The sequence below is a fragment of the Orrella sp. JC864 genome (genome assembly GCF_037026685.1).
Lineage (GTDB): Bacteria > Pseudomonadota > Gammaproteobacteria > Burkholderiales > Burkholderiaceae_B > Orrella.
The window spans coordinates 195,467-219,908 of record NZ_JBANET010000001.1 but is presented as its reverse complement, the minus strand read 5'-3'; the positions used below and the strand labels follow the sequence as shown (position 1 = coordinate 219,908).

The 24,442-nt window shown below is 71.7% G+C and carries 23 protein-coding genes and 1 riboswitch; of the genes, 5 read left to right on the top strand and 18 right to left on the bottom strand.

The window, feature by feature from the left end; translation table 11 throughout:
- Nucleotides 1-12 precede the first annotated feature (12 nt).
- The 5 genes from V8Z80_RS00940 to V8Z80_RS00920 all read right to left on the bottom strand — a co-directional run bounded on the left by V8Z80_RS00940 (nucleotide 13) and on the right by V8Z80_RS00920 (nucleotide 4,151).
- Entirely contained in the window at nucleotides 13-786 is a 774-nt protein-coding gene (locus V8Z80_RS00940; RefSeq protein ID WP_336060719.1) for a 3-oxoacyl-ACP reductase, read from the bottom strand.
- Nucleotides 787-982: 196 nt separating this feature from the next.
- On the bottom strand, nucleotides 983-1,288 hold the full coding sequence (locus V8Z80_RS00935; RefSeq protein WP_155195432.1) for a putative quinol monooxygenase: 306 nt from the start codon (nucleotides 1,286-1,288) through the stop codon (nucleotides 983-985).
- A 12-nt stretch (nucleotides 1,289-1,300) separates the two neighbouring features.
- Nucleotides 1,301-2,263, bottom strand: a complete 963-nt coding sequence (locus V8Z80_RS00930; protein WP_155195433.1) for a tripartite tricarboxylate transporter substrate binding protein — start codon at nucleotides 2,261-2,263, stop codon at nucleotides 1,301-1,303.
- 104 nt (nucleotides 2,264-2,367) lie between these two features.
- Nucleotides 2,368-3,453: an isocitrate/isopropylmalate dehydrogenase family protein gene (locus V8Z80_RS00925; RefSeq protein WP_155195434.1), complete on the bottom strand. Its 1,086-nt coding sequence runs from the start codon at nucleotides 3,451-3,453 to the stop codon at nucleotides 2,368-2,370.
- Nucleotides 3,454-3,461: 8 nt separating this feature from the next.
- A complete protein-coding gene (locus V8Z80_RS00920) occupies nucleotides 3,462-4,151 on the bottom strand; it encodes a GntR family transcriptional regulator (protein WP_155195435.1) in 690 nt (229 codons plus the stop codon).
- 113 nt (nucleotides 4,152-4,264) lie between these two features.
- A riboswitch (TPP riboswitch) is annotated at nucleotides 4,265-4,374 on the top strand.
- A gap of 100 nt (nucleotides 4,375-4,474) precedes the next feature.
- Here V8Z80_RS00920 and V8Z80_RS00915 point away from each other — a divergent pair.
- Nucleotides 4,475-5,923 (top strand): sodium:solute symporter family protein, encoded by a 1,449-nt coding sequence (locus V8Z80_RS00915; RefSeq protein WP_336060718.1) that lies wholly within the window; start codon nucleotides 4,475-4,477, stop codon nucleotides 5,921-5,923.
- A 6-nt stretch (nucleotides 5,924-5,929) separates the two neighbouring features.
- Here V8Z80_RS00915 and V8Z80_RS00910 read toward each other — a convergent pair whose 3' ends face one another.
- Complete coding sequence (locus V8Z80_RS00910) at nucleotides 5,930-6,856, bottom strand: LysR substrate-binding domain-containing protein (RefSeq protein ID WP_336060835.1); 927 nt, start codon at nucleotides 6,854-6,856, stop codon at nucleotides 5,930-5,932.
- Between the two features lie 182 nt (nucleotides 6,857-7,038).
- Here V8Z80_RS00910 and V8Z80_RS00905 point away from each other — a divergent pair, with 182 nt between their 5' ends.
- Entirely contained in the window at nucleotides 7,039-7,674 is a 636-nt protein-coding gene (locus V8Z80_RS00905; protein ID WP_336060717.1) for a 2-hydroxychromene-2-carboxylate isomerase, read from the top strand.
- Entirely contained in the window at nucleotides 7,671-8,894 is a 1,224-nt protein-coding gene (locus V8Z80_RS00900; protein WP_155195438.1) for an MFS transporter, read from the top strand. The genes V8Z80_RS00905 and V8Z80_RS00900 overlap by 4 nt, the downstream gene beginning before the upstream one ends.
- Before the next feature lie 54 nt (nucleotides 8,895-8,948).
- Here V8Z80_RS00900 and V8Z80_RS00895 read toward each other — a convergent pair whose 3' ends face one another.
- Genes V8Z80_RS00895 through V8Z80_RS00880 form a run of 4 tightly spaced genes read right to left on the bottom strand, consistent with a single transcriptional unit; the run spans nucleotide 8,949 to nucleotide 12,631 of the window.
- Entirely contained in the window at nucleotides 8,949-9,707 is a 759-nt protein-coding gene (locus V8Z80_RS00895) for an iron ABC transporter ATP-binding protein (protein ID WP_336060716.1), read from the bottom strand.
- Complete coding sequence (locus tag V8Z80_RS00890) at nucleotides 9,704-10,687, bottom strand: iron chelate uptake ABC transporter family permease subunit (protein WP_155195440.1); 984 nt, start codon at nucleotides 10,685-10,687, stop codon at nucleotides 9,704-9,706. The genes V8Z80_RS00895 and V8Z80_RS00890 overlap by 4 nt, the downstream gene beginning before the upstream one ends.
- On the bottom strand, nucleotides 10,687-11,703 hold the full coding sequence (locus V8Z80_RS00885; protein WP_336060715.1) for an ABC transporter permease: 1,017 nt from the start codon (nucleotides 11,701-11,703) through the stop codon (nucleotides 10,687-10,689). The genes V8Z80_RS00890 and V8Z80_RS00885 overlap by 1 nt, the downstream gene beginning before the upstream one ends.
- Nucleotides 11,690-12,631: a siderophore ABC transporter substrate-binding protein gene (locus V8Z80_RS00880; protein ID WP_442951918.1), complete on the bottom strand. Its 942-nt coding sequence runs from the start codon at nucleotides 12,629-12,631 to the stop codon at nucleotides 11,690-11,692. The genes V8Z80_RS00885 and V8Z80_RS00880 overlap by 14 nt, the downstream gene beginning before the upstream one ends.
- Nucleotides 12,632-12,801: 170 nt before the next feature.
- Between V8Z80_RS00880 and V8Z80_RS00875 the strand changes: the two genes are divergently transcribed.
- A complete protein-coding gene (locus tag V8Z80_RS00875) occupies nucleotides 12,802-13,524 on the top strand; it encodes a response regulator transcription factor (RefSeq protein WP_336060713.1) in 723 nt (240 codons plus the stop codon).
- Nucleotides 13,521-14,936, top strand: a complete 1,416-nt coding sequence (locus V8Z80_RS00870) for a HAMP domain-containing sensor histidine kinase (RefSeq protein WP_336060712.1) — start codon at nucleotides 13,521-13,523, stop codon at nucleotides 14,934-14,936. Before V8Z80_RS00875 ends, V8Z80_RS00870 begins: the two co-directional genes overlap by 4 nt.
- Here V8Z80_RS00870 and gspF read toward each other — a convergent pair.
- Genes gspF through V8Z80_RS00830 form a run of 8 tightly spaced genes read right to left on the bottom strand, consistent with a single transcriptional unit; the run spans nucleotide 14,921 to nucleotide 24,439 of the window.
- A complete protein-coding gene (gspF, locus tag V8Z80_RS00865) occupies nucleotides 14,921-16,129 on the bottom strand; it encodes a type II secretion system inner membrane protein GspF (protein ID WP_336060711.1) in 1,209 nt (402 codons plus the stop codon). The genes V8Z80_RS00870 and gspF overlap by 16 nt on opposite strands.
- 10 nt (nucleotides 16,130-16,139) lie before the next feature.
- Complete coding sequence (gene gspE, locus V8Z80_RS00860) at nucleotides 16,140-17,564, bottom strand: type II secretion system ATPase GspE (RefSeq protein ID WP_155195445.1); 1,425 nt, start codon at nucleotides 17,562-17,564, stop codon at nucleotides 16,140-16,142.
- A gap of 13 nt (nucleotides 17,565-17,577) precedes the next feature.
- Nucleotides 17,578-20,391 carry a type II secretion system secretin GspD gene (gene gspD / locus V8Z80_RS00855; protein WP_336060710.1) on the bottom strand — a complete coding sequence of 938 codons (2,814 nt, stop codon included), beginning with the start codon at nucleotides 20,389-20,391 and terminating at the stop codon, nucleotides 17,578-17,580.
- Complete coding sequence (gene gspN / locus V8Z80_RS00850) at nucleotides 20,388-21,137, bottom strand: type II secretion system protein N (RefSeq protein WP_155195446.1); 750 nt, start codon at nucleotides 21,135-21,137, stop codon at nucleotides 20,388-20,390. The genes gspD and gspN overlap by 4 nt, the downstream gene beginning before the upstream one ends.
- On the bottom strand, nucleotides 21,134-21,727 hold the full coding sequence (gspM, locus tag V8Z80_RS00845; RefSeq protein ID WP_155195447.1) for a type II secretion system protein GspM: 594 nt from the start codon (nucleotides 21,725-21,727) through the stop codon (nucleotides 21,134-21,136). The genes gspN and gspM overlap by 4 nt, the downstream gene beginning before the upstream one ends.
- Nucleotides 21,724-22,779, bottom strand: a complete 1,056-nt coding sequence (gene gspL / locus V8Z80_RS00840; protein WP_336060709.1) for a type II secretion system protein GspL — start codon at nucleotides 22,777-22,779, stop codon at nucleotides 21,724-21,726. Before gspL ends, gspM begins: the two co-directional genes overlap by 4 nt.
- Entirely contained in the window at nucleotides 22,776-23,813 is a 1,038-nt protein-coding gene (gene gspK / locus V8Z80_RS00835; protein ID WP_336060708.1) for a type II secretion system minor pseudopilin GspK, read from the bottom strand. The genes gspL and gspK overlap by 4 nt, the downstream gene beginning before the upstream one ends.
- Entirely contained in the window at nucleotides 23,810-24,439 is a 630-nt protein-coding gene (locus V8Z80_RS00830; protein WP_336060707.1) for a prepilin-type N-terminal cleavage/methylation domain-containing protein, read from the bottom strand. The genes gspK and V8Z80_RS00830 overlap by 4 nt, the downstream gene beginning before the upstream one ends.
- Nucleotides 24,440-24,442 lie beyond the last annotated feature (3 nt).

The window sequence follows — 24,442 nt, the reverse complement described above, 5'->3', positions numbered from 1 at the left end:
GCGCGCCGGGCCCTACTGCTTGACCAGGCCGCCGTCGACCACCAGGTTCTGTCCGGTGACCGCGCGCGACCAGGGCGAGGCAAAGAACAGCACCGCGTCGGCGAACTCCTCGGGCGTGGTGACGCGGCGCAGCGGCGTGCTGGCGGCGATCAGGTCGAACACCTCGCCGGGCGTGGCCCGCGAGGCATCGGTGGTGCGCAGCAGGCCGCCCGAGACCATGTTGACGGTGATGCCCTGCGGGCCCAGGTCCTGCGCCAGCGTGCGCGTGAGCGACAGCAGCGCGGCCTTGGCGGCCGTGTAGTCGTGGTAGGGCACCACCGGGTTCTGGAACAGGTTGGTGCCCACGTTGACGATGCGCCCGCCGCCGGCCTGGCGCATGCCGGGCAGCGCCGCCTGCACGGTATTGAGGGCGCCGCGCACGCTGCCTTCCATCTGCTGCAGCACCTGCTCCCAGCGCAGCGCCTCGGCGCCGGGGCGGGCATCGCCGTTGAAGCTGAAATCGGGCAGGGCGTTGTTGACCACCGTGGTGACCGGCGCGCCGAAATGCGCGCGCGCCTGGGCCAGCATGGCGGCCACGGCTTCGGGGTCGCGCACGTCGGCCTGCACGGCCAGCGCGCGGCCGGCGTGTTCGCCGGCCAGGGCTTGGGCCGCCTGGCTGCTGCGCAGGTAGTTGATCACCACGCGCGCGCCTTCGCGCAGGAAGGCGCGGCTGATGTGCGCGCCCAGGCCGCGCGCGCCGCCGGTCACCAGGACGATCTGTTCGGAAAGGGAAGTTGCGGTGGGCAAGCGTGTCTCCGTGGGCGAGGAGACGCATGCGGCGCGGCGCCGCGGACATCCCTTCGCCAGTGTGAGCTGGGGCAGGTTCGACGGGTGTGATCTCAGCCCCGGCCCAGCCGGGACACCCCGTGTCGTGGGCCACAAGGTAGCACACTCGGGCACCTTGCGCGCAAGGGCGGCTTCGGCCGCCGCGGTGCGGGTGTGCTTACGCGTCCCGGCAGGCCTGCGCCAGCGTCAGCCTTCGCACCGTCTTGGCGGCGACCCACGATGCCGTCCGGGCATCCATGTGCAGGAAGTGCGGGCTTTTCAGATGCGCCTGCACCGCCGCCTCGTCGTCGTAGACTTCATACAGGAAGAACAGCGCCGGGTCCGCCGGGTCGCGGCAGACATCGAAAAGCCGGCAGCCCGGTTCGTTTTCGACGGACTGCCGGGCGTTGTGCGCGATGGCACGGGCGAAGTCCTCGATGTGCTCGGGCTTGATGCGAAACTCGACGGCCAGTACGGCGGACATATGGGGCTCCCGTCAGTCGACGCTCAGATTGGCCTTGTCGGCCAGCGCCTGGAATTCCCGCATTTCGCGGGCGATCTGTTCGGCCATTTCCTTGGGCGTATTGCCCACAGGCTCGGCGCCCATCGTCAGCAGCTGCTTGCGCACGGCCGGTTCGGCCAGGATGTCGGCGCTGTCGCGATGGATCTTCTCGATGACCTCGGCGGGCGTGCCGGCCGGCACCAGGAAGCCGAACCACGAGCCGATGTCGAAACCGGGCAGGCCCGATTCGGCCAGCGTGGGCACCTCGGGCAGGGCCGAGGAACGCTTGCCGGTGGCCACCGCGATGGGCTTGACCTTGCCGCTCTGGATGTGCGGCAGGCACGAGGCCACGGTATCGAACATGATGTCGATGCGCCCGCCCATGAGATCGACCAGCGCCGGGCCGCTGCCCTTGTAGGGGATGTGCGTGAGCGTGGTGCCCGCCATGTCGTTGAACTGCTCGCCGATCAGGTGGTGCGCGGTGCCCGCGCCGGTGCTGCCGTAGGTGAGCTGGCTGCCGGGCTTTTTGGCTTGTTCGATCACTTCGCGGGTGGTGCTGGCCGGAAAGGACGCCGGCACGATGAGCACATTGGGCACCACGGCCACCATGGTGACCGGCGCCAGGTCCTTCTGGAAATCGTAGGGCAGCTGCTTGCGCACGGCCGGCGCAATCGAATGATGCACGGCGCCCATCAGGATGGTGTAGCCGTCGGCCGGCTGGCGCGCGACAAAGTCGGCGCCCAGCGTCAGGCCGGCGCCCGGCTTGTTCTCGATGACCACGGACTGGCCCCATTTCTCGGCCAGTTTCTGGCCCATCAGCCGCGCCAGCTGGTCGGTGCTGCCGCCGGGCGGGGAGGGCACGACGATGCGTACGGGCTTTTCGGGGTACTGCGCGTGGGCGGCGGCGCCGGTCAGGGCAATGGCCGCCAGCAGGGCGTGGCTCAATAGGCGTTTCATGTCGTCTCCTTATGGCCCGTTCGAAGGGGCTCGTTGGTCGTTGTGCAATAGCGGGGCGGCGCCGCAGTCCGGCGCGGCGCGGATCGGCCAGGCAGCGCTTGCGTTCAGCCTTGCAGCCTTTCGATCACCGCGCGGGTGATCTCGGCCGTGCCGCTGGTGCCGCCGAACTCGCGCGGGCGCACCGCGCCGCCGGCAAAGGCCTGCTGCACCGCGGTCTCGATGGCGCGCGCGCCGTCGGCCAGGGCGGTGTCCTGGTGGCGGTCCGCCAGCCAGTCCAGCATCATCGCCGCCGAAAGAATCATGGCGGTGGGATTGGCGATGCCCTGGCCGGCGATGTCGGGCGCGGTGCCGTGCGCCGGCTGGAACAGCCCGTGCCGGTCGCCGATGTCGCCCGAGGGCGCCATGCCCATGCCGCCCACCAGCGCGGCCACCAGGTCCGAGAGGATGTCGCCGAACATGTTTTCGGTGACCAGCACGTCGTAGCGCCACGGCTTGAGCACCAGGTTCAGCGCCATGGCGTCGACGTAGGCGCTTTCGGTCGCGATCTCGGGAAAGCGCCGGGCCCGCTCCTCGAAGATCCGGCGCCAGAACGCCATCGATTGGAATACGTTGGCCTTGTCCACGCTGGTGACCTGGCCCGCTCGGCCTTGCTCGCGGCGGCGTTGCGCCAGCTTGAGCGCGAAATCGCAGATCCGCTCGGTGCCCGCGCGCGTGATTTTCATGGTGTCCAGCGCGGCGTCCTCGCCTTGCATCACGCCGCGCCCGCGCGCGTAGAACAGGCCTTCGGTGTTTTCGCGCACCAGCACCAGGTCGATGCGCGCCGCCTCGGGATGCGCCAGCGGCGTGGGCAGGCCTTCGAAGGTGCGGATGGGGCGCACGCCCGCGTACAGGTCCAGCGCGAAGCGGATGTCCAGCTGCGGGATGATCTCGGTGCCGTCGGCGCCGCGCACGTGGGGCAGGCCCATGGCCCCGAACAGGATGGCGTCGGCTTCGCGGCAGGCCTGCAAGGTGGGCGCCGGCAGGGATTGGCCGGTTTCGGCATAGTGCTGCGCGCCGGCCGGATGCTGCCGGGTATCGAAGCCGCGGCCGATGCGCGGCGCCACGGCCTGCAGCACCGCCAGGGCCGAGGCCATGACTTCGCGGCCGATGCCGTCTCCAGGCAGGACCGCGATGGCGTAGTTCTTGTTCATGAGGGAGGTCACACTTGTTGTAGGTGGAATCGTTCGAAGATGGCGAGCAGCTCGCGGCTGGCGCGTTCGCGATGCTCGCGGTTGACCTGCACGGCGCCTTGCACGTCGCCCGCGCGCAGGCGCTCGACCAGCGCCTGGTGCTCCTGCGTGGACTGCACGGGCTTGGGCCGCAGGCGCAGCGTGAACAGGCGGGCGCGGTGCGCGCGGTCCCAGTAGTTCAGGACGGTCTGGTACAGGTGGCGGTTGCCGCACAGCAGGACCAGCTGCTTGTGAAAGCGCGCGTCCGCATCCGCCCAGGCCTGCAGGTCGTCGGCCGCCAGGGCGGCGGCCATGTCGCCGGTCGCGGCCTCCAGGGCCTGCAACTCGCTTTCGCTGGCGCCGCGCCGGGCCACGATCTCGACGGCCATGCACTCCAGGGCCGTCAACACCTGGTAGATCTCGCGCATGTCGGCCGGCGACATGGGCAGCACGCGCATGCCGCGCCGGGGAATGACCTTAACCAGGCCTTCGCGCTGCAGCATGATGAGCGCCTCGCGCACAGGCGTGCGGCTCATGCCCAGCATCTGCGCGATTTCCTGTTCCAGCGCCTGGTAGCCCGGCGCCCAGGCGTTGTCCAGGATGCGGCGTCGCAGCTGCTGGTAGGCCTGCTCGGTCAGGGAGGATCCCGGGTCGGCGGCAAGGGCGGGGGCTTCGGTCATGATGAATCTACGTATGCATTAACGTATACGTTAATAGGAAAACGCCGTCCCCGACATGCGCGTTTTCCCCAGTCCCCGCGTTGACAAGCGGGTATGCCGCTCGTAACCTTCGGCCCAGTTCCTGGGGGAGTCCGGTTTCGGGCTGAGATTCCGCGGCATGTCGCGGTAACCCTTAGAACCTGATCCGGGTCATGCCGGCGAAGGGAAGGAGGCGTTCGATCGCGCGCGGCCTTTCGCGCCCGCCTTGCCCCTTCCCTCGGTCCCGCGGCGTCTTTCCGGCGCCGCAAGCGGTCCGGCCACCGGGCCGGGCAAAGGCACGCATCATGCTCAGCGACAAGGCTGCGCTGCTCTGGCTCTTCCTGTTTTCCGCCTTGTTCGTGGCCGCCGGCCTGTGGGCGTCGCGCCGCGACCGCGGCAGCCTGGAGGACTACATCGTCGCGCGCAACTCCCAGGGTGCGCTGGCCACGCTGCTGACCCTGATGGCCTCCAGCCTGGGCGCGTGGATCCTGTTTGCGCCGGCGCAGGCCGCCACCTGGGGGGGCCTGGCGGCGGTGCTCGGCTACGCGCTGGGCGCCATGTCGCCGCGCCTGGCGATGATCCCGCTGGGCCGGCGCATGCGCGAGCTGATGCCGCAAGGCCATACGCTGACCGAATTCCTGATCGCGCGCTACGGCCGTGGGCTGTACGGCCTGGTGCTGCTGATCATGCTGTTCTACCTGTTCATCGCGCTGTCGGCCGAAATCACCGCGATGGGGCAGTTGGTGGCGCTGCTGGCGCCGGTGCCCCTGTGGGTGACCGCGGCCGTGGTCATGGGCAGCACGCTGATCTACACGTCTTATGGCGGACTGCGTGCTTCCATTTTCACCGACAAGCTGCAGATGGCCATCATCGTGCCGCTGCTGCTGGGGCTGCTCGCCCTGGGCTGGCACGCCGCCGGCGGCACGCGCCCCACGGTCCAGGCATTGCAGGAGCGGGCGCCGCAATTGCTGGACCTGGGCGACTGGAGCGGCATCAAGGCCGGCCTGACCTTTTTCTTCGCCATCCTGCTCACAGGCGTGTTCCACCAAGGCAACTGGCAGCGCGTCTATGCCGCGCGCAGCACCGCCGACATGCGCCGCGGCTTCCTGCTGGGCGGGCTGATGGTGGTGCCTTTCATCTTCGCCCTTGGACTGTTCGGCCTGGCCTTCGTGGCGCTGCAGCCGCCAGGCAGCAGTTCGGTGGCGGTGTTCGCGCTGCTCAAGCAGCACATGCCCTTGTGGGTCGCCATCGCGCTGGTGCCGCTGGGACTGGCCCTGGTGATGAGCAGCGCCGATACGGCGATCAGCGCGGTCTCCAGCATCATCGCCGTGGACCTGCGCCGCGTCCTGCCGCGGGCCGACAGCCGCCAGCTGATGCGGCTGTCGCGCTGGCTGGTCTATCTGCTGGCGGTCCCGGTGATGATCGTGGCCGCGCAGGGCTACAGCGTGCTGTACCTGTTCCTGCTGGCGGACCTGCTGTGCTCGGCGGCGGCCTTCCCGGTGTTCTATGGCCTGTTCAGCCGGCGCCACGACGGATTGACCGCCATGGCCGGCACCCTGGCCGGCCTGGTGGCGGGGCTGGCGCTGTTTCCCGCGCCGGGCCAGCCCATGGATACGCTGCTCGAATCCTTCCTGGTGGCCGCGCTGACGCCGGTGGCGGTCACCGTGCTGATGCGCTGGCTGCGGCCGGCGCGGGCATTCGATTTTGCAGCGCTGGCCGCGTCGGTACGCCGGCTGGATGGCGACCGGGCGTAGGGTGGGTCAATCCGCCGCGTCCAGCCCCAGGTTCTGCGCCGCGGCCTGCGCCGCCACCCATTCGGCCAGCGCCTGCGCCTCGGGCGCCTGCGCGTGCGGATGGCGCACCAGCCAATAGGCATAGGGCGCGCTGATCCGGCTGTGCGGCGCCAGCGCGGCCAGGCGGCCATCGGCCAGCATGGGCGCGACCAGCGGCAGGCGGCCCAGCGCCACGCCGTGCCCGGCCAGCGCCGCCAGCACCGCCTGGTCGTACTGGTTAAAGCGCAGCATCGCGCGCGGCTTGGCCGCGTGCAGCCCCTGCGCGGCCAGCCAATCGGGCCATTGCAGCCAGGGACGCGCCGGATCGTCGTATTCGAGCAGGGTCAGGCCAGGCAGCGCCTGGGCGAATCCTTCCGGGCCGGCCAGCAGGCCCGGGCGCGCCACCGGGACGAGATGTTCGCCGAACAGGCGCCGCGCCCCTTCCGGCGCGCTGTGCCGCGGGCCGTAGCGGATCGCCAGGTCCACGCCCTCGCGGGCCAGATCGACGATGCGGTTGTTGGCCGCCACCCGCACGTCGATGTGCGGATGGGCGGCCTGGAAGGCGCCCAGGCGCGGCAGTATCCACAAGGCCGCCACGCCGATGCTGGCGGTGATGGTGACCGGCCGGCGCGCATCCTCCTGGCGCAGCCGCTCGGCCAGCTCGCCCATCTCCTGCATCCAGGGGTCGGCCAGCCGGAACAGCTGCGCGCCGGCCGGCGTGAGCGAGATCGCGCGAAAGCCGCGCTCCAGGAGAAGCACGCCCATCTGGGCCTCCAGGCTGCGCACCTGCCTGCTGACCGCCGATTGGGTCAGGTGCAGGTCTTGCGCGGCCAGGGTGATGCTCATGCGCCGGGCCACGGCCACGAAGCCACGGACCAGTTCCAGATTGGGCAGCTTGTGCAGGGGCAGGGACATATCGGCGGCGGACAGGGGTGGCATTCCCATGGCTCATGCGAGCCGGGCGTAAAAGTCGCTTGAGGCAGGGCGGCGGCAGCGATGTAATCAGACCGTAGCGAATTTCCAGGCCGTTGTCACTTGCAGGCGAGGAATGGTTGTCCGGCAATCGCGCCGGCCGTCCCGCCTGGTGGAGCCCCGTCATGCCCGCACCGACCTCGCCCTCCGGCATCGAGATGTGGTTCGATTTCGCCAGCCCCTACAGCTATCTGTCGCTGATGCGCATCCAGCCCCTGGCGGCCCGCGCCGGCGTGCAGGTAAGCTACCAGCCCTTCCTGCTTGGGCCGGTATTCAAGGCACAGGGCATGAACGACACGCCGTTTCGCCTGTTTCCCGGCCGGGGCGCCTACCTGCTGCGGGACGTGGCGCGCCGGGCCGAACGCTTCGGCTTGCCGTTCAAGGCGCCCAGCGAATTTCCCCGCAACAGCCTGCTGGCCGCGCGCCTTGCCTTGCTGGCGCGCGACGAGCCCTGGTATGTCGATTTCTGCAAGGCGGTGTTCCGCCAGAACTTCGTGCACGATTGCGACCTGCAGGCGCCCGGCACGATGGCCGGCGTGCTGCAGGCGCTGGGCCAGCCGGCCGAGTCCTGGATCGCCCGGGCGGGCGGGCAGCCGGCCAAGGACGCGCTCAGGCAGGCCACCGACGCCGCCCAGGCGCGCGGCGTGTTCGGCGCGCCGACCTTCTTCGTCGGCCAGGAGCTGTTCTGGGGCGACGACAGGCTGGAAGACGCGCTGCAGTGGGCCGGCGCGCCGGGCCGCGCGGCCGGAGCCGCGCAATGAGCGCCGGCCTGCCGTCCCAAGGCGCCCGCACCGCCCTGGCGCTGGTGGTCTGCGCGGGTGTGATCATCGGCTTTGCCATGGGCACCCGGCACGTGCAGGGGGTGTTCCTGCCGCCCATGGTCATGGCGCATGGCTGGACGCGTGAGGACTTTGCGCTGGCCCTGGCGGTGCAGAACCTGGTCTGGGGGCTGGCGCAGCCGGCCGCGGGCATGGTGGCCGACCGCTACGGCACCACGCGCGTGGCGGTGGCCGGCTGCGTGCTGTATGCGGCCGGCCTGCTGCTGCAGCAGCAGGCCCAGACACCGCTGCAACTGCTGGTGGGCGCGGGCGTGGTCATCGGGCTGGCCCTGTCGGCCACCTCGTTCGCGGTGGTGTACGGCGCTGTCAGCCGCCTGAGCGCGCCCGAGCGGCGCAGCTGGGCGCTGGGGGTGGCCGGGGCGGTGGCCGGCCTGATGCAGTTCCTGCTGGTGCCCGGGGTGCAGGCTTTCATCGGCGGGATGGGCTGGCCAGCCGCCTTGCTGGCGCTGGCGCTGCTGGGCGTGCTGGTCGCGCCGCTGGCGCGCGCCCTGGACGATCGCAGCGTCACGGCGCAGGCCGGCGGCGCGGCGCTGTCCATGCGCGCGGCCATCGGCCAGGCGCTGACGCACAAGGGCTTCTGGCTGCTGAACGCGGGCTTTCTGGCCTGCGGCTTTCACCTGGCCTTTATCGCCGGCCACCTGCCGGCCTACCTGATGGACCGCGGGCTGAACGCCAGCCACGGCGTCACGGCGCTGGCGCTGATTGCGCTGGCCAACATCGCGGGCACCTACCTGTGCGGCTACCTGGGCGGACGCTATCGCCGCAAGTATCTGCTGGCCGGGCTGTATGCCGTGCGCACCGCGGCCATCGCCGTTTTCCTGCTGCTGCCGGTGTCGGCGCCCTCGCTGTACCTGTTCGCCGTGGTGATGGGGCTGACGTGGCTGGGCACCGTGCCGCTGACCAACGGCCTGCTTTCGCAGATGTTCGGCGTGCGCTATATCGCCACCTTGTTCGGCTTCGTCTTCCTGGGGCACCAGCTTGGCTCCTTCCTGGGGGTATGGCTGGGCGGCTGGGCCTACGACCGGGCCGGCTCGTACCTGCCGGTCTGGCTGGCCTGCCTGGCCATCGGGCTGATCGCCGTGGCGCTGCACCTGCCCATCGACGACCGCGAAGTGGCGCCGGCCGCCGCCCGTCCCGCCTGAGCGGCAAGGCGCGGGCCCGCGCGCCGGCCGGGCCGCCGGGCGGACGGCGGGGCCTTAGCCGTAGTACACGCAGATGCGCCGGCCGTCGATCTCGTGCACCGTCATGGGTATCTGGTAGAGCTCGCTCAGCACCTGGGGCCGGATCAGCTCGGCCGGCGTGCCGTGATGGGCCACCTTGCCGTCGCGCATGGCGATGATGGCATCGGCATAGCACGAGGCGAAATTGATGTCGTGCAGCACCAGCACCACCGTCTTGCCCAGCTCGTCGGCGGCCCGGCGCAGGGTGCGCATCATGCCCACCGCGTGGCGCATGTCCAGGTTGTTCAGCGGCTCGTCCAGCAGTACGTAGTCGGTGTCCTGGCACAGCACCATGGCCACGAAGGCGCGCTGGCGCTGCCCGCCCGACAGCTCGTCCAGGAAGCGCCCGGCCAGCGGCTCGAGCTGCATGTAGCGCAGGGCCTGCTCGACGTGCCGGGCATCCTCGACCGTGGGCCGCCCGCCGGTGTAGGGAAAGCGCCCGAAGGCGACCAGTTCGCGCACCGTCAGGCGCAGCGGCAGGTGGTTGTCCTGCCGCAGGATGGCCAGGCGGCGCGCCAGCAGCTTGCTGTCGGCCCGGCTGACGTCCAGGCCGTCCACCACCACCGTGCCTTGGCTCATGGGCAGCAGCCGGCTGACCATGGACAGCAGGGTGGACTTGCCGGCGCCGTTCGGGCCGATGATGGCGGTGATGCCGCCGGCGGGGATGCGCAGCGAGACGCCGTCCACCACCACGGTCTGGCCGTAGCGCTTGCTCAGTTCGGAAATCTCTATCATCGGCGTACCTTGCGGGTGACCAGGACCAGGAACAGCAGCCCGCCGACGAATTCGATCACCACGCTGACCGTGGCGTCGAACCGCAGCACGCGCTCGAGCAGCGTCTGCCCGCCCACCAGGAACACCACGGCGATCAGCACGGCCGCCGGCAAGGTCAGGCGGTGGCGGTCGCTGCCCATGATGTGATAGGCAAGATTGCTGACCAGCAGGCCGAAAAAGGTGACCGGCCCGACCAGCGCGGTCGAGACCGAGACCATGACGGCGATCAGCACGAGCGTGAGCATCACCGTGCGGCGGTAGTCCACGCCCAGGCTGATGGCGATCTCGCGGCCCAGCGCCAGCACGTCGTAGCGCGGCAGCAGCCGCCAGGCCAGCGCCGAGGCGGCCAGCAGCGTCACCGTGGCGATGCCCAGCAGCCCGGTGTGGATGGTGTTGAAGGAGGCGAACATGCGGTCCTGCAGCATCATGAATTCGTTGGGATCGATCAGCCGCATGATGAAGCTCGACAGGCTGCGAAACAGCAGGCCGAACACGATGCCCACCAGCATCATGCGGTGCAGGCTGTGCGTGGCCCCGGTGAACAGCCAGCGAAACAGCAGGCAGGCCATGCCGGTCATGATCGCCACTTCGGCCAGGAACTTGAGCGGCGAATCCAGGCCCGGCGACTGGTATCCCAGCCCCAGGCCCAGCACCAGCAGCGCCTGGATCAGCACGTAGAGCGCATCGAAGCCCATGAGCGCGGGCGTCAGGATGCGGTTGTGCGTGACCGTCTGGAACAGCACCGAAGAGACCGCGATGGCATAGGCCACCAGCAGCATGGCGGCAAGCTTGGCGCCGCGAAAGGCCAGGATGAACGACCAGTCGCCTTGCGCGCCCAGCGTCATGAAGGCGAGCACGGCGCCGGCCGCGAGCAGGCCGAGCGCGGCCAGCCGCAAGGGCGCGGCCGGTATCGGAAAGGGCGGGGCTGCGAAGCGGGACATCAGGCGTTGGCGCCCTTGCGGCGCAGGATCAGTAGCAGGAACAGGGCGCTGCCGACGATGCCCACCACCGTGCCGATGGGGATCTCGTAGGGCGGGTGCACCAGGCGTCCGAGTACGTCGCAGGCCAGCACGAAACTGCCGCCCAGCAGCGCGACCCAGGGAACCGAGCGGCGCATGTTATCGCCCAGCACCAGGCTCACGGCATTGGGCACGATCAGGCCCAGGAAGGGGATGTTGCCGGCCGTGACCACCACCACCGAGGCGATGGCCGAGACGATGAGCAGGCCCATGAGGGTCAGGCGCCTGTGGTTCAGGCCCAGGTTGGTGGTGAACTGCTGGCCCATGCCGGCCACGGTATAGCGGTCGGCGGCCAGGTAGGCCGCGCAGGCCAGTCCGAAGCCTATCCACAGCAGTTCGTAGCGCCCGCGCAGCACCCCCGAGAAGTCGCCGGTGGTCCAGGCGTACAGCGACTGCAGCATGTCGTGCCGATAGGCGAAGAAGGTGGTGACCGCGTGCACCACGCCGCCCAGCACCAGGCCGATCAGCGGCACCAGGAAGGGCGAGCGCAGCGGCACCCGGCGCAGGATGCCCAGGAACAGCAGGGTGCCGGCCATGGCGAAGGCGGTGGCCGCCAGCATCTTGCCGATCACCGGTGTATCGGGCGCCAGCAGCATCAGGCACAGGATGCCCAGCGTGGCCGATTCGGTCGTGCCCGCCGTCGAGGGTTCGACGTAGCGGTTGCGCACCAGCATCTGCATGATCAGGCCGGCCACGGCCAGGGACATGCCGGCCAGCAGCAGCGCCAGCGTGCGCGGCACGCGGCTGGCCACCAGCAGCGTCCAGGATTCGGACGCGGTGCCGGCAAGCAGGCCGGAAAACGAGAAGTCGCCGGCTCCCAGGCTGACGCTGATTGCCGCCAGGACCAGCAGGCCCAGGCCGGGCAGCAGCAGCCAGGCCAGGGACGGCCGGCGCGGGTCGGGGCCGCCGGGCCCCGGCGCGCCGCTAGGACTTGTCATCGAAGGCGCGGATCAGTTGCTCGACGTTCTGCTGCATGGCGGTCAGCCCGGCGCTGCCCAGCAAATACCAGTTCATGGCGTCCAGGTAGACCACGCGTCCGTTCTGCCAGGCGCGGGTCTTGCGCACCAGCTCGTTGTCCAGCAGGCGCTGGGCCGAGGCGCCTTCGCGGCCGATGGCCGCATCGCGGTCGATGACGAACAGCCAATCGGGATTGGTCTTGAGGATGAACTCGTTGGAGATGGCCTGCCCGTGGTTGGAGGTGTTGAGCTTGGCGTCGGCCGGCGCGATGCCGAAGGCGTCGTGCAGCACGCCGAAGCGCGAGCCCGGGCCATAGGCGCTCATCTTGCCGCCGGTGGTCAGCACGATCAGCCCGGTGCCGGCGCCCTGGGCCTTCTTGCGCAGGGTCTCGATGGACTCGTCCAGCGCCTTGAGCCTGGCCTGGGCCAGGTCCTGCTTGCCGAACAGCCGGCCCAGCGTCTCGGTATTGCGCCGCAGGCTGCCCAGCAGGTCGGCGGTGTCGGCGGTCAGGTCGATGGTCGGCGCGATGCGCGCCACCTCGGCGTACTTGGCGGCCGAGCGCCCGCCCACGATCACCAGGTCGGGCTTGGCGGCGTGGATCACCTCGTAGTTGGGCTCGAACAGCGTGCCGGCGCGCAGATAGCCGTCGCCGTTGTACTGCTTGAGGCGGCCGGGCAGGGGCGTGGTGGGGGCGCCGGCCACCGGCACGCCCAGCGCATCGAGCGTATCGAGCGCGGCCATGTCCAGCACGATGACCTTGGCGGGCGGGCCCTGCAGGGTCAGGCTGCCCTGCGCATGCTCGACCTGCAGGGGCTGGGCCGCGGCGGCCGTGGCGGCGCAGCAGGCGAGCAGGGCGGCCCGCGCGGGGCGCAGGCAAGGAGCGAGCAGGCGGCTAAAAGCGGATTTCAAGACGGACTCCAGGGGGTGAAACGATCTTAATGCTAATGGAAACAATTCTCATATTAAAATTGTAGAGATTTTTGACCGGGAAGCGGCGCGCCCGCAACGTCTTTAACGTTCTTTGCACTTGTTCCCGGCATGCGGCGGCACACTTTCATCCCTATCGATTCATCCATGCCATGGCAGACCTTCTTGCGGACAAGCGCAGCATCCTGCTGATCGACGACGATGCGGAGCTGGCCCAGATGCTTTGCGAATACCTGGCGCCGGACGACTACCGGGTGCGGGTGGCCCACACGGGCGCGCAGGCCGACGCGCTGATGGCGCAGGCGCCGTTCGACATCGCCTTGCTCGACCTGATGCTGCCCGACGTCAACGGACTGCACCTGCTCAAGCGCCTGCGGGCGCGCTGGAGCCGGCCGGTCATCATGTTCACCGCCCACGGCGGCGAGCCCGACCGGGTGCAGGGCCTGGAGCTGGGCGCCGACGACTACCTGGCCAAGCCTTTCAGCGCGCGCGAGCTCAAGGCGCGCATCCACGCGGTGCTGCGCCGCTTCTATGCCGCGCCGCACGAACCCGCGCAGGAAATGGTGATCGCCGGGCCGCTGAGCTACGACCCGGTGTCCGGCCGCACCGTGATCGCCGGGCGCAGCGTCGTCCTGACCGGGGCCGAACAGCGCATCCTGGCCGTGCTGATGCGCGCCTACGGCCAGGTGGTCTCGCGCGAGGCCATCGGCCTGCAGGCGCTGGGACGCCAGCCCGGGCCGTTCGACCGCAGCGTCGAGACGCACATCAGCAGCCTGCGCCGCAAGCTGGGGCTGGAGCAGGGCGAGGCCGGCCTGCAAGTGCGCAACCTGCGCGGGCAGGGCTATGTGCTGGGCGCGCAGGCCGGCGCCGCATGAGATCGCTGTTCTGGCGGTACTTTCTCACTTTCTGGCTGGCGGCCGCCATCGTGGTGTGCGCGGCCGTCTCGCTCACGGCCGGGATCGCCTGGCAGCGCGTCAATTCGCTCGACGGCCTGAGCGCGGCCAACCTGACGCGCGATGCGCAGCTGCTGGGCCTGAACGACGACGAAAGCGCCCTGCGCCGCTGGGTGCGCGCGGTCGAGGAGCGTTATTCGGCCCTGCGTATCTACATCGTCTACGCGGACGGGCGCGACATCCTGACGCGCGTGGTGCCCGAGCGGGTGGAGAACAAGCTGCGCGCCTACCGGCTGGCGCGCGAGGCGGGCACCGCCGCGCCGCAGGCCTACTTTCCGGTGCTGCCCGAATCCGAGGCGGGCAAGGTCTCCTGGTGGGATCCGCAGACCATCACGCTGGCCACCGGCGAGCCCCTGTACATGGCTTTCCTGCCTTACGACGCGCTGCAATGGGAGCGCCTGGAAAGCTGGCAGCTGGCCCTGCTGCTGGGGCTTGCCGCGCTGGTGCTGACCGCGCCGCTGTGCTGGGCGCTCACGCGCGGGTTCACCGGCCCCATGCGCGAGCTCAAGCAGGCGGCGCGGGCGCTGGCCGACGGCCGCCTGGCCACGCGCACGCCCGCGGCCCTGGCGCGGCGGCGCGACGAGCTGGGCCAGTTCGCACGCGATTTCGATGCCATGGCCGCGCGCATGCAGGACCTGGTGGCCGCGCATGAGCAATTGCTGCGCAACGTGGCCCACGAGCTGCGCTCGCCGCTGGCGCGGCTGATGCTGGGCGTGGAACTTGCCCGGCGCAAGGACGACCGGCTGGACTTGCAGCTGGATCGCATCGAGCGCGAGGGCCAGCGCCTGGACGTGCTGGTGGGGCGCACCCTTGCACTGGCGCGGCTGGGGGCAATGCCCCCGCCCACGGCGCGCGTGGACCTGGCCGGGATCGTCGGGCAGGTGGTCGAGGACGGCCGCTTCGAGGCCCGGGCGCGCGGGGTGCGGATCGGATGGGAGCCCCCCGCGGGCGACATGATGCTGGCCGGCGACGCCGACAGCCTGCGCAGCGCGGTCGAGAACGTGCTGCGCAACGCCATCCGCCATACCGATCCGGCCCGGCCCATCCGCGTAGCCTTGCGGGCCGACGGCCCCTGCCTGGTGGTGGAGGTCGCCGACGGCGGGCCCGGCGTGCCGCAAAGCGAGCTGCCGCGCATTTTCGAGCCGTTCTACCGCGTGCGCGAGGGCTCGGCCGGCCAGTCCGGCGGCACCGGCCTGGGCCTGAGCATCGTGGCGGCCTGCGTGCGGCGCCACGGGGGCACGGTATCGGCCCGCAACATCGCCCCGGCCGGCCTGCAGGTGCAGATACGCCTGCCTCGCGCCGGCCAGGGCCGCCCCGCTCAGGCGATCATCTGATTCATCTGGATGATCGGCATCATCACGGCCAGCACGATCACCAGCACCACCCCGCCCATGACCAATATCATCAGCGGCTCGAGCAGGGCCGTCATGGCCATGGCGCGGCGCTCCAGGTCGCGCGAGAGCGTGCTGGCGGCCCGCTCGAGCATGGGCGGCAGCTCGCCGGTGCGCTCGCCGCTGGCGATCAGGTGGATCAGCAGCGGCGGAAACACCTTTTGCGCCTGCAAGGAGGCGGCCAGCGCCGCGCCTTCGCGCACGCGCGCGCTGGCGTCGGCCACCGCGCTGCGCAGGCGGTCGTTGGTCAGGGTCTGGCCCGCCGCGTCCAGCGCCCGCAGCAGCGAGACGCCGCTGCTCGACAGGATGGCCAGCGTCGAGGCAAAGCGCGCCGCGTTCACCCCCAGCGCGAAGCGGCCGATCACTGGCAGGCGCAGGATGCGCGCATGCCAGGCCAGCCGGGCCGCCGGCGCGCGCAGGCGCAGCCGCCATAGCACGATGGCGGCGGCCAGCGCCGCGCCGGCGGCCAGGCCCCAATCGCGCACGAGGCCGCTGGCCCCGAGCATGATGCGGGTGATCAGCGGCAGCTGCTGCTGGGTATGGCTGAAGGCGCCGACCACCTGCGGCACCACGTAGCCCAGCAGGAAGAACACGATGCAGACCGACACCAGCGCGACGATGGCCGGGTAGATGAAGGCCGTCAGCACCTTGCCGCGCAGCGCATTGCGCTCTTCGATGTAGTCGGCCAGCTTTTCCATCACCAGTGCCAGGTCGCCCGACTCCTCGCCGGCGGCCACCAGGGCGCGGTAGATGTCCGGAAAGTCGCGCGGCCGGGCCGCCAGCGCGTCCTGCAGGCGGTGGCCGGCGCGCACGTCGGCGCGCACCGCCGCCAGCGCATGGGCGATGTGGCGCTTTTCGGCCTGCTCCAGCGTGGCCGTCAACGCGGCGTCCAGCGACAGCCCGGCGGCCAGCAGGCCGGCCATCTGCCGGGTCAGCCAGCCCAGGTCGGCATCCGACAGCCGGGTGCCCAGCTGCGGGCCGCCGGCCCCGCGCGCGCGGCCGGTTTCCTTGATGGACAGCGGCACCAGGCCGCGCGCGCGCAGGATGCTGCGGGCGCCGCGGTCCGAATCGGCATCGACCAGGCCGCGTTCGAGCTTGCCGGTGGCGTCCGAGGCTTCGAATTGATAGGAAGGCATGGTGTCCTCGCTAGGCGTCGCGGGTGGCGCGCATGACTTCCTCGGGCGCGGTCACGCCCTCGCGCACCCAGCGCTGGCCGTCCTCGCGCAGCGTGCGCATGCCGGCCTGTCGCGCGGCCGCGCGCAGGGCCGGCTCGCCTGCGTCGGCATGGATCAGGCCGCGCAGCGTATCGTCGATGACGAACAGTTCGTGGATGCCGGTGCGGCCCGCGTAGCCGGTGTGGTTGCAGTGTTCGCAGCCGGCCGCGCGCCAGGCCGGCTGGCCGTGTTCGTCCGGCGCCGGCACGCGGCAGTGCGGGCACAGCTTGCGCACCAGGCGCTGGGCCAGCACGCCCAGCAGCGAGGACGAGAGCAGGAAGGGCTCCACGCCCATGTCGGTCAGGCGGGTCAGCGCCGAGACCGAATCGTTGGTGTGCAGCGTGGCCAGCACCAGGTGGCCGGTCAGCGAGGCCTGCACGGCGATCTGCGCGGTCTCCAGGTCGCGGATCTCGCCGATCATGATGACATCCGGATCCTGGCGCAGGATGGCGCGCAGCGCGGCGGCGAAGGACATGTCGATGCGCGCGTTGACCTGCGTCTGGCCGATGCCCGGCAGGTCGTATTCGATGGGATCCTCCACCGTCAGGATATTGGCGGTGCTGGCGTCCAGCCGCGCCAGCGAGGCGTACAGGGTGGTGGTCTTGCCGCTGCCGGTCGGGCCGGTCACCAGCACGATGCCGTGCGGCTGGCGCAGCAGCCGGTCCAGCTGCGCCAGGATGTCCGGCGCCATGCCCAGCTTCTCCAGCTGCAGGCGGCCGGCCTCCTTGTCCAGCAGGCGCAGCACTGCGCGCTCGCCGTGGCCGGTGGGCAGGGTCGAGACCCGCACGTCGATGGGCCGCCCGCCCACGCGCAGCGCGATGCGCCCGTCCTGGGGCAGGCGCTTTTCGGCGATGTCCAGGTTGGCCATGATCTTGATGCGCGAGATCAGCGCGTTGTGCAGGGCGCGGCGCGGCGAGACCACGTCGCGCAGCGTGCCGTCCACGCGGTAGCGCACCACCGAATGCGTCTCGAAGGCCTCGATGTGGATATCGCTGGCGCCGTCGCGCGCGGCCTGCGTGAACAGCGCGTTGATCATGCGGATGATGGGCGCGTCGTCCTGCGTGTCCAGCAGGTCCTCGACTTCGGGCATGTCCTGCATCAGCCGGTCCAGGTCGATCTCGTTCTGCGCCGTGTCCATGACGGTGGCCGCGTCGCCGTTGCCGGCATAGGCCGCGGCCAGCAGGGTTTCCAGCTCGTCGTCGGGCGCCTCGCGCACTTGCGCATCGGGATGGCAGCGCAGCGCCTCGGCGCGCGCCCATTGCGGGGTGCGCGGGCTGAACGTCAGCCAGGCGCCGTCGGGCCGCTGGGTCAGCAGCGCGCGTTGCGCGCGCGCCCAGGCATAGGGAAGCTGCTTCATGGCCGGCTCCGTGTCATAGCGGCCTGGCGTCGTAGCCCAGCCCGCGCAGCAGGGCCTGCGCCGCCTGGGCCGATTCGTTGCGGGCCACGCGCGTGCGCACCAGCGTGCCGGTGCCCCCGGGCGCGACCTGCGTATAGGCGTTCAGGCCCGTGGCGCGGATGCGCTGCACGATGCGCTGGGCCTCCTGCTGGGAGGGCACGTTGGCCACCTCCAGCACCACGGCCGGGCCATCCCGGGGCACGTCCTCGGCCGCCAGCGCGGCGATGCGGGGCGGGCCTTCGGCCGGCGCGGCGGCGGCCGGCAAGGCGGGCGGCGGCGCGTGCACCTCGGTGGTGGTCCGCGTGGCGGGCGGCGCGGCTTGCCGCAGCGTGCGCTCCTGGTTTTCCGAACGCAGGTCCAGCGGCTGGCTTTCGGGCGCGGTGCCGCGCCCGGGCAGGGCCGGATCCAGCGGCACGGGCGAGGCCGGCTGGCCCTGCGTGTCCAGGGCCGGCAGCAGCGGCGCGTCGGTGACCGGCAGCGGCCAGCGCGCCTCGGGCCGCGCGTTGTCCTGCACCCGGCGCATGTAGTCGTAGCGGTCCAGCGACACGCGGCTGCCGTCGCCGGCCGTGCGCACGATGTGCGGGCGCAGGAAGATCATCAGGTTGGTCTTGGTGCGCTGGCGGCGGTCGTAGCGAAACAGCGAGCCCAGCACGGGCAGGCTGCCCAGGATGGGCACCGACTGGGTGCTGTCGCCGCCCGAGTCCTCCAGCAGCCCGCCCAGCACGATGATCTGGCCGTTGTCCACCAGCACGCTGGTCTCCAGCGCGCGCTTGCGGGTGATGATGCCGGCCGAGGTGGTGGCGGTCTCGTCGATGCTGCTCACTTCCTGGTACAGGTCCAGCTTGACCGTGCCGCCCTCGGAGATCTGCGGACGCAGGCGCAGTGTCAGGCCCACGTCCTCGCGCTCGATGGTCTGGAAAGGGTTGCCCGCGCCGTCGCCCGAGTTGGTGACGTAGGAGCCCGTCACGAAAGGCACGGTGCGGCCCACCACGATGCTGGCCTGCTCGTTGTCCAGCGTCATCAGGTTGGGCGTGGACAGGATGTTGGTGCCCGAGACGCGCTGCAGCGCCCTGGCCAGCACCCCGAGGTTGACGATCTCCTGGCCCAGCACGTTGACCGTGCCGCGCACCACGCCCAGGCTCAGGCCGCCGGCCAGCGCGTCCAGGGTGGTGGCCGCGTTGGGGTTGATGCCGCTGCCGCCCAGGTTCTGGCCGCCGATGAAGCTCGTGCCGCTGCCGTCCAGGCCGCCGCCGCCGGTCATCCACTGGATGCCGAACTCGGCGGCGTTCTCGCTGGTGACCTCGACGATCAGGCTCTCGACCAGCACTTGCGCGCGGCGCTGGTCCAGCTGGTCGATGACCTCGCGCAGGCTGCGGTACAGCGGCTCGGGGGCCGAAATGATCAAGGTGTTGGTGGTGGGGTCGGCCTGCACCGTGGCCCCGCCGGCCGAGAAGGCCACGCCCTGCGTGGCGCCGCCCGCACCGGCCCCGCCCAGGCTGGCGCCGCTGCCCAGCAGGCCTTGCGAGGACGTATCCTCGCCCAGCATGCCGCCGCGGTTGCCGCCGGCGCCCAGCCCCGCGTTGCGCGTGGCCCCGCCCAGCATGTCGCCGCCGCCCAGGCCGCCGCTGCCGCCGCCGACGAAACCGCCGCCAGCCTGCGCATTGCTCTGGCCGGTCAGGCTGCCGCGCAGCACTTCGGCCAGCTTGACCGCCTGCGCGTTGCGCAGGTACACCACGTGCAGATTGCCGGGGCGGGTGTTCGGATTATCCATGCGCAGGACCAGGTCGCGCGCCAGCTGGGCGCGCGCCGGGCTGCTGGCGCGCACCAGCACGCTGTTGCTGCGCGGGTCGGCGATCACCGTCACGCGCTGGGTGGCGTCGGCGCCCTGGGCGCCCTGCGGGCCATCGAGCAGCTGGCCGACCAGCACCGCGATGTCGCTGGCCACGCCGTGGCGCACCGGGATGATGTCCGCGCTCAGCGAGGCCGGGGTATCGATGCCGGCGATCACCTGGGCGATGCGCTCCATGTTGTCGGCATAGTCGGTCACCACCAGGGTGTTGTTGTTGGGATAGGCGTTGATGGGATTCGAGGGCGCGATCATCGGCCGCGGCACCGGCACCAGGTTGGCCGCGTTCTCGTATTGCAGCGTGAATACCCGGGTGACCAGCCCGCCGCCCGTGCTGGCGTCCGGGCCGCCGGCCACCGCGCCGCCCAGCAGCTTGGCGTCGGCCTCGGGCACCACGCGGCTGATGCCGCCGGACTCGACGATGGCGAATCCCTGCATGCGCAAGGCGCCGACCAGCATCTGGTAGGCGGTGGCGGCGTTGACCGGCGCTTCGGACACCAGCGTGAGCTGGCCCTTGACGCGCGGGTCGACGATGAAGTTGCGGCCGGTAAAGCGCGCCAGCGCGCGGACCACCGCCGGCAGGTCGGCATCGACAAAGTTCAGGCTGACCCGCTCGCCGCCGGCATCGGCCTGGCCGGCGTGCGCCTGGGCCGCAGGCTGGGGACCAGGCTGGGGACCAGGCTGGGCGCGCATGCGTATGGGCCCCAGGTCGCGCGGCGGGCTGGGGGGCGGGACGGCCACGCGCGCGGCGCCTTGCGCCGGATAGCCCGGCAGGTCGGCGTTGCCCAGGGTGGTGCCGCGCACCAGCGGCATCTCGGGCATGTCCATCGGAGCGGGCCTCGGATCGTGCGTGGCGCAGCCCGCCATCAGCAGCGCCGCGGCCAGGGCGGCGGCCAGCGGATGGATCCGGAAGGAAGGAAAGGCGTGGCGTTCTCGGGTCATGGGAGTTTGAGCGTGGTGACGTCGTTCTTGCGCGGGCCCAGCAAGCCCAGGATGGGCACGAGCGCTTCGCGGATTTCGGGAGCCGCGTCGGCAGCGGGCTGGACGGTGCCGTCCAGCCGTACCAGGCGCGACCGCTTGAGCTGGCCTTCGGCCTGCACCAGCAGGGGACCTTTCTGGCTGTCGATGAGCAGGGCCAGGCTGCCGTCCTCGCGGCCCAGCAGGCGGGCGCGGTAGCTGCCCAGCGGCTGGATGGGCACGCGCGCCGAGGAGGCATCGAGCCATTGCAGCGTGAGCACCGCGCCCTCGGGCGGCGGCCCCGGCAGGCGCAGGGCAGGCCAGGCGGCGGTCAGCTGGCCGCCGGGCTCGAGCGTGTTCAGCGGCGCGCCCAGGGCCGCCAGGGTGGTGGCCGGCAGGCGCAGGCTTTGCGCCGAGACGTGCAGTCCGGCCAGGCCGGGCGCCAGGATGACCGGGCCGGCCAGCCAGGGATGGACGATGCGCATGGCCGGTCCCTGGGCGCTCCAGCGCCAGTGCCAGCGCACCGCCTCGGGCAAGGTGCGGCGCATGCCGGGCGGGCCTACCGCCACCAGCGCGCTGCCTTGCCAGATGCTGCCTGCGGCATCGACCACCGCTACCGGCCAGTGCGCCGGTATCCAGGCCATCAGCCAGCGGGCCGGCAGCAGCGCCAGCGCGGCGGCCAGCGCGACCAGCAGCGCGGCCAGCGGCAGGAGCAGGCGGCGCAGCCTCATTGCGGCTCTCCGGCGGCCAGCAGCCGGATGCTGCCCGAGACCCGCGCCGGCACGGGCTTGCCGGCGGCATCCTTGCTGCGGGCGATATGCGCGCTGTGCACCGACAGGCGCAGCTGGCCCGGCACCAGCGAAATCCAGTTGAACAGCGCCGTGGCCGGCACCTGCTCGAACGCATAGTCCCAGGCCGGCTCCGCACTGCCGGCCACCGGCGTGATGGCCGCCTCGGCGCCCAGGCCGGCGCGTGCCAGGCTGGCGGCCAGCTCGCGCGGCATGTCCTGCGGCGCGATGCGTCCGCGCACCGCGCCCTGCAGGGCCTGGGCCTCCTGCACCAGGGCGTCGACCTCGGCCGCCTGGGCCCGCAGGCGCGTCAGTTCGGGACCGCTGGCCGAGACGGTTTGCCAGGCCGGCTGGACGGCAAGCTGCCATGCCAGCGCCAGCGCCAGGACGGCCCCCAGGGCCGCCACCAGGCGCTGCTCGCGCGCGCTCAACTGCTTCCAGCGGGCCGCGCCGGCCTCGCTGGCGCGCTGCCAGCGCTGGCGCCAGGCGGGGGGCAGGGCGGGCAGGCGCAGGCCCTTGCGTGGGGCGCTCATTGCAGGCCTCCTTGCAGCCGCACGCGCGGCGTGCCGCCCGGCTCGGGCGCGCTGCCGGCCGCCGCCCGCTCCAGGCGCCAGCCTTGCTCGGTGCGCGAGAGCGACAGGCCCAGGCTGGCGGCCTGCTGGATCGGTCCGGCGTCGGGCGCGGCGGGGGCGTCGGGATCCTCCTCCAGGTCCAGGTGCAGCACGCCGTCCTCGAAGCGCAAGCCCTCGACGCGCGTGCGCGCGGCCGGCAGCAATTGCGCCGCGCTCAGGGCCAGCGGCATGAAATCGCTGTCGCTGGCCGTGCCCTGGGCGGCACGCAGGCTGTCGCGGCGCTGCGTGGCCTGCTTCAGTGCATCGACCACCACCGGAATGTCCGGAAAGGCCTGGCGGACCTGCTGCTGCATGGTATGGCGCAATGCCTGCGCCTCCTGGCGCAGCTGGCTGGCGTGCAGGTTCAGGCCCAGCAGCCAGACCGCCGCCGCCCCCGCGGCCCACCACAGGGGGCGGCGCCAGCGCGAGAGCGGCGCGCCGGCCGGCCGCAGCTCGGGCAGCGCCAGCGACCAGCGCAGCGCCGCGCCCTGCCAGCGCGCATCGGCCGGCAGCGCCAGCGGCTGTTCGGGCGCGGCATCGCCAGGCGGCAGCACGGCGGCGGTGGGCAGGATGTCGGCCACCTGCAGGCCCGCCTGCTCCAGCCGCTGCCAGCCCTGGGCCAGCAGCGCACGATCCATCCACGCGACCGCCACCTGCCCGTCGGGCTGGCGTGGCGCATGGGCGATGGCCAGGTCCTGCACGGCCGACAAGGCCAGCGGCTCGACCAGCGCCGCCACGGCCGCGCCCTGGTGGCGCCGGCCCAGCGGCGGCAGCTGCAGCGCGGTGACCACGGTGTCGGCCGGGTGCAGCACCGCTTCGATGCGCGCGCCCGGCGCGGCCTGGGCCAGCTGCGGCAAGGGCAGCTCGCCGGCGCGCAGCACGCGGCGCTCGCGCCCCAGCAGCGCGAAGGCGATGGGCGTCTGCCCATCGAGCGCGCGCAGCGGGGGCAGGGCGATGCGCAGCACGGTTTTCATTGGACCTCCATCATCCATATCACGCGCGGCATGTCCTGGCCGCTGCGGTGCAGCAGCGCCTGCATGTCCAGCGAAGCGCGTTCCAGGCGCAGCGTGCCGTACACGCCGAACCAATCGCTGTCGGCCACCACCGCGTCGGCGGCAAGCTCGATCTCGGGGTTGGCCAGGCGATTGACGAAATCCGCCCGGTTGTTGAAGTACTGGCCCCGGTCGCGCTGGTCGACCAGGGCCATGGCCTGCGACAGCGACATCGCCGGGCTGAGCATGGCCAGCACTTCGGCGCGCGCCGTATTGACGTTCAGGGGCGTGCGCACGGGCAGCACGGTCAGGTAGGGACGCAGGGCCTGCAGGGCTTGCTCGTCCAGTCCCGGCATGCCGCGCAAGCCGTCGATCGAGCGCAACCCCGGGGCCAGCGCCGTGCCGCGCCGGGGCCGGCCCGCTGCGCCGGCGCCGGACGAGGCCGCCTCGCCTTGCTGCCCGGTGTCGTCCGGCTGGCCGCCGCCGTCCCGGCCATCCAGTCCGTCCTGGCCGTCCTGGCCGGCCGCCAGGGGCCTGGCCTGGGCGCGGGCGATGCGCTCGGCGATGTCCGCCGCCAGGTCGGCGGGCAGGCGCAGCGACTGCAGCAGCCGGCCCAGCGCCTGCACCTGGTCCTCGCGCACCAGGCCGTCCTGCGCCAGGTTCTGCAGGTTGTACTTGCCCTGTTCGTCCTCGGCGCGGCCCGAGAACACCGCCAGCCTGTCGTCGCCCTCCTGGCTGATGCGCAGGTCCACGATGGGCGTGGCCCACAGCTGCCCGGCATGGGTGACGGCGCTGCGCCGCGCATCGCCGCGCAGGGTCGCGCGCGCCCAGTCCATGCCGCCCGAGAGCAGCCAGCGCGCCTGCACGCGGGCCTGTTCGCTCTCCAGGGTGCGCACCTGCGTGGACTGCCGATCAACCATGCCGGCCACCAGCACCGAGACGGCGGCCACCACCAGCAGCGCGCTGATGACGGCCATGCCGGCCTGGGGGCGGCCCGGAACGCGGCGCGGCTTCATGGCAGCGACACCACGCGCCGGTAGCGCAAAGGCGCCTGGCCGGGCCGGCCCTGCTCCAGGGTGAACTCCAGGCCGGTCGCCGGCTGCGCGCCGCCGGCCTGCCCGGCAGGCAAGGGCTGCCAGCCGCGGCCCGGTACGTAGGCGCGCACGCTGAACTGGCTGACGCCCTCCAGGACGACGTCGCCTTGCTGCGGTTCGGGCAGGGGAAACGTGTCGCCCGCCGGCGGGGCCGCGCGGCGCAGCACGCTGCCGTCGCGCCACCAGCCGACCTGCTGCCAGGCGCCCGCGCCCGAGGCGGGGGTGCGCACGATGCGCAATTGCGGCGCGGCCTGGCCGCCGGTCAGTTCGATGGCGGCGGGCAGCAGCCGCGGCGCGGCGCCGGACAAGGGCAGGTTGCCGCCGTCGAGCACGTGGTCGGGGGCGCGCCGGCGCACGTCCAGGTCGATCTGGCCCAGCACGCGCAGCAGCGCCTGGTCGCGGGCATTGTCCCGGTCGAAGTGCTCGCGCAGCCGCGCCACGCTGTCCAGGCCCTGCCAGGAGACCACGCTGAGCACGGCCATCAGCACGATGGCCACCAGCACTTCTATGAGGGTGAAGCCCTGTTGGGCGCGGCGGGCGGCGTTCATGGC

Excerpts from the sequence above, each read along its gene's own strand:
- V8Z80_RS00925 (WP_155195434.1), bottom strand. The coding sequence starts at position 3,453 with ATGAACAAGAACTACGCCATCGCGGTCCTGCCTGGAGACGGCATCGGC.
- V8Z80_RS00890 (WP_155195440.1), bottom strand. The coding sequence starts at position 10,687 with ATGTCCCGCTTCGCAGCCCCGCCCTTTCCGATACCGGCCGCGCCCTTG.
- gspK (WP_336060708.1), bottom strand. The coding sequence starts at position 23,813 with ATGAAGCCGCGCCGCGTTCCGGGCCGCCCCCAGGCCGGCATGGCCGTC.
- V8Z80_RS00900 (WP_155195438.1), top strand. The coding sequence starts at position 7,671 with ATGAGCGCCGGCCTGCCGTCCCAAGGCGCCCGCACCGCCCTGGCGCTG.
- V8Z80_RS00920 (WP_155195435.1), bottom strand. The coding sequence starts at position 4,151 with ATGACCGAAGCCCCCGCCCTTGCCGCCGACCCGGGATCCTCCCTGACC.
- V8Z80_RS00875 (WP_336060713.1), top strand. The coding sequence starts at position 12,802 with ATGGCAGACCTTCTTGCGGACAAGCGCAGCATCCTGCTGATCGACGAC.
- V8Z80_RS00935 (WP_155195432.1), bottom strand. The coding sequence starts at position 1,288 with ATGTCCGCCGTACTGGCCGTCGAGTTTCGCATCAAGCCCGAGCACATC.
- gspN (WP_155195446.1), bottom strand. The coding sequence starts at position 21,137 with ATGAGGCTGCGCCGCCTGCTCCTGCCGCTGGCCGCGCTGCTGGTCGCG.
- V8Z80_RS00905 (WP_336060717.1), top strand. The coding sequence starts at position 7,039 with ATGCCCGCACCGACCTCGCCCTCCGGCATCGAGATGTGGTTCGATTTC.
- gspD (WP_336060710.1), bottom strand. The coding sequence starts at position 20,391 with ATGACCCGAGAACGCCACGCCTTTCCTTCCTTCCGGATCCATCCGCTG.
- gspM (WP_155195447.1), bottom strand. The coding sequence starts at position 21,727 with ATGAGCGCCCCACGCAAGGGCCTGCGCCTGCCCGCCCTGCCCCCCGCC.
- V8Z80_RS00895 (WP_336060716.1), bottom strand. The coding sequence starts at position 9,707 with ATGATAGAGATTTCCGAACTGAGCAAGCGCTACGGCCAGACCGTGGTG.
- V8Z80_RS00930 (WP_155195433.1), bottom strand. The coding sequence starts at position 2,263 with ATGAAACGCCTATTGAGCCACGCCCTGCTGGCGGCCATTGCCCTGACC.
- V8Z80_RS00830 (WP_336060707.1), bottom strand. The coding sequence starts at position 24,439 with ATGAACGCCGCCCGCCGCGCCCAACAGGGCTTCACCCTCATAGAAGTG.
- gspF (WP_336060711.1), bottom strand. The coding sequence starts at position 16,129 with ATGCCTTCCTATCAATTCGAAGCCTCGGACGCCACCGGCAAGCTCGAA.
- gspE (WP_155195445.1), bottom strand. The coding sequence starts at position 17,564 with ATGAAGCAGCTTCCCTATGCCTGGGCGCGCGCGCAACGCGCGCTGCTG.
- gspL (WP_336060709.1), bottom strand. The coding sequence starts at position 22,779 with ATGAAAACCGTGCTGCGCATCGCCCTGCCCCCGCTGCGCGCGCTCGAT.
- V8Z80_RS00870 (WP_336060712.1), top strand. The coding sequence starts at position 13,521 with ATGAGATCGCTGTTCTGGCGGTACTTTCTCACTTTCTGGCTGGCGGCC.
- V8Z80_RS00910 (WP_336060835.1), bottom strand. The coding sequence starts at position 6,856 with ATGTCCCTGCCCCTGCACAAGCTGCCCAATCTGGAACTGGTCCGTGGC.
- V8Z80_RS00915 (WP_336060718.1), top strand. The coding sequence starts at position 4,475 with ATGCTCAGCGACAAGGCTGCGCTGCTCTGGCTCTTCCTGTTTTCCGCC.
- V8Z80_RS00885 (WP_336060715.1), bottom strand. The coding sequence starts at position 11,703 with ATGACAAGTCCTAGCGGCGCGCCGGGGCCCGGCGGCCCCGACCCGCGC.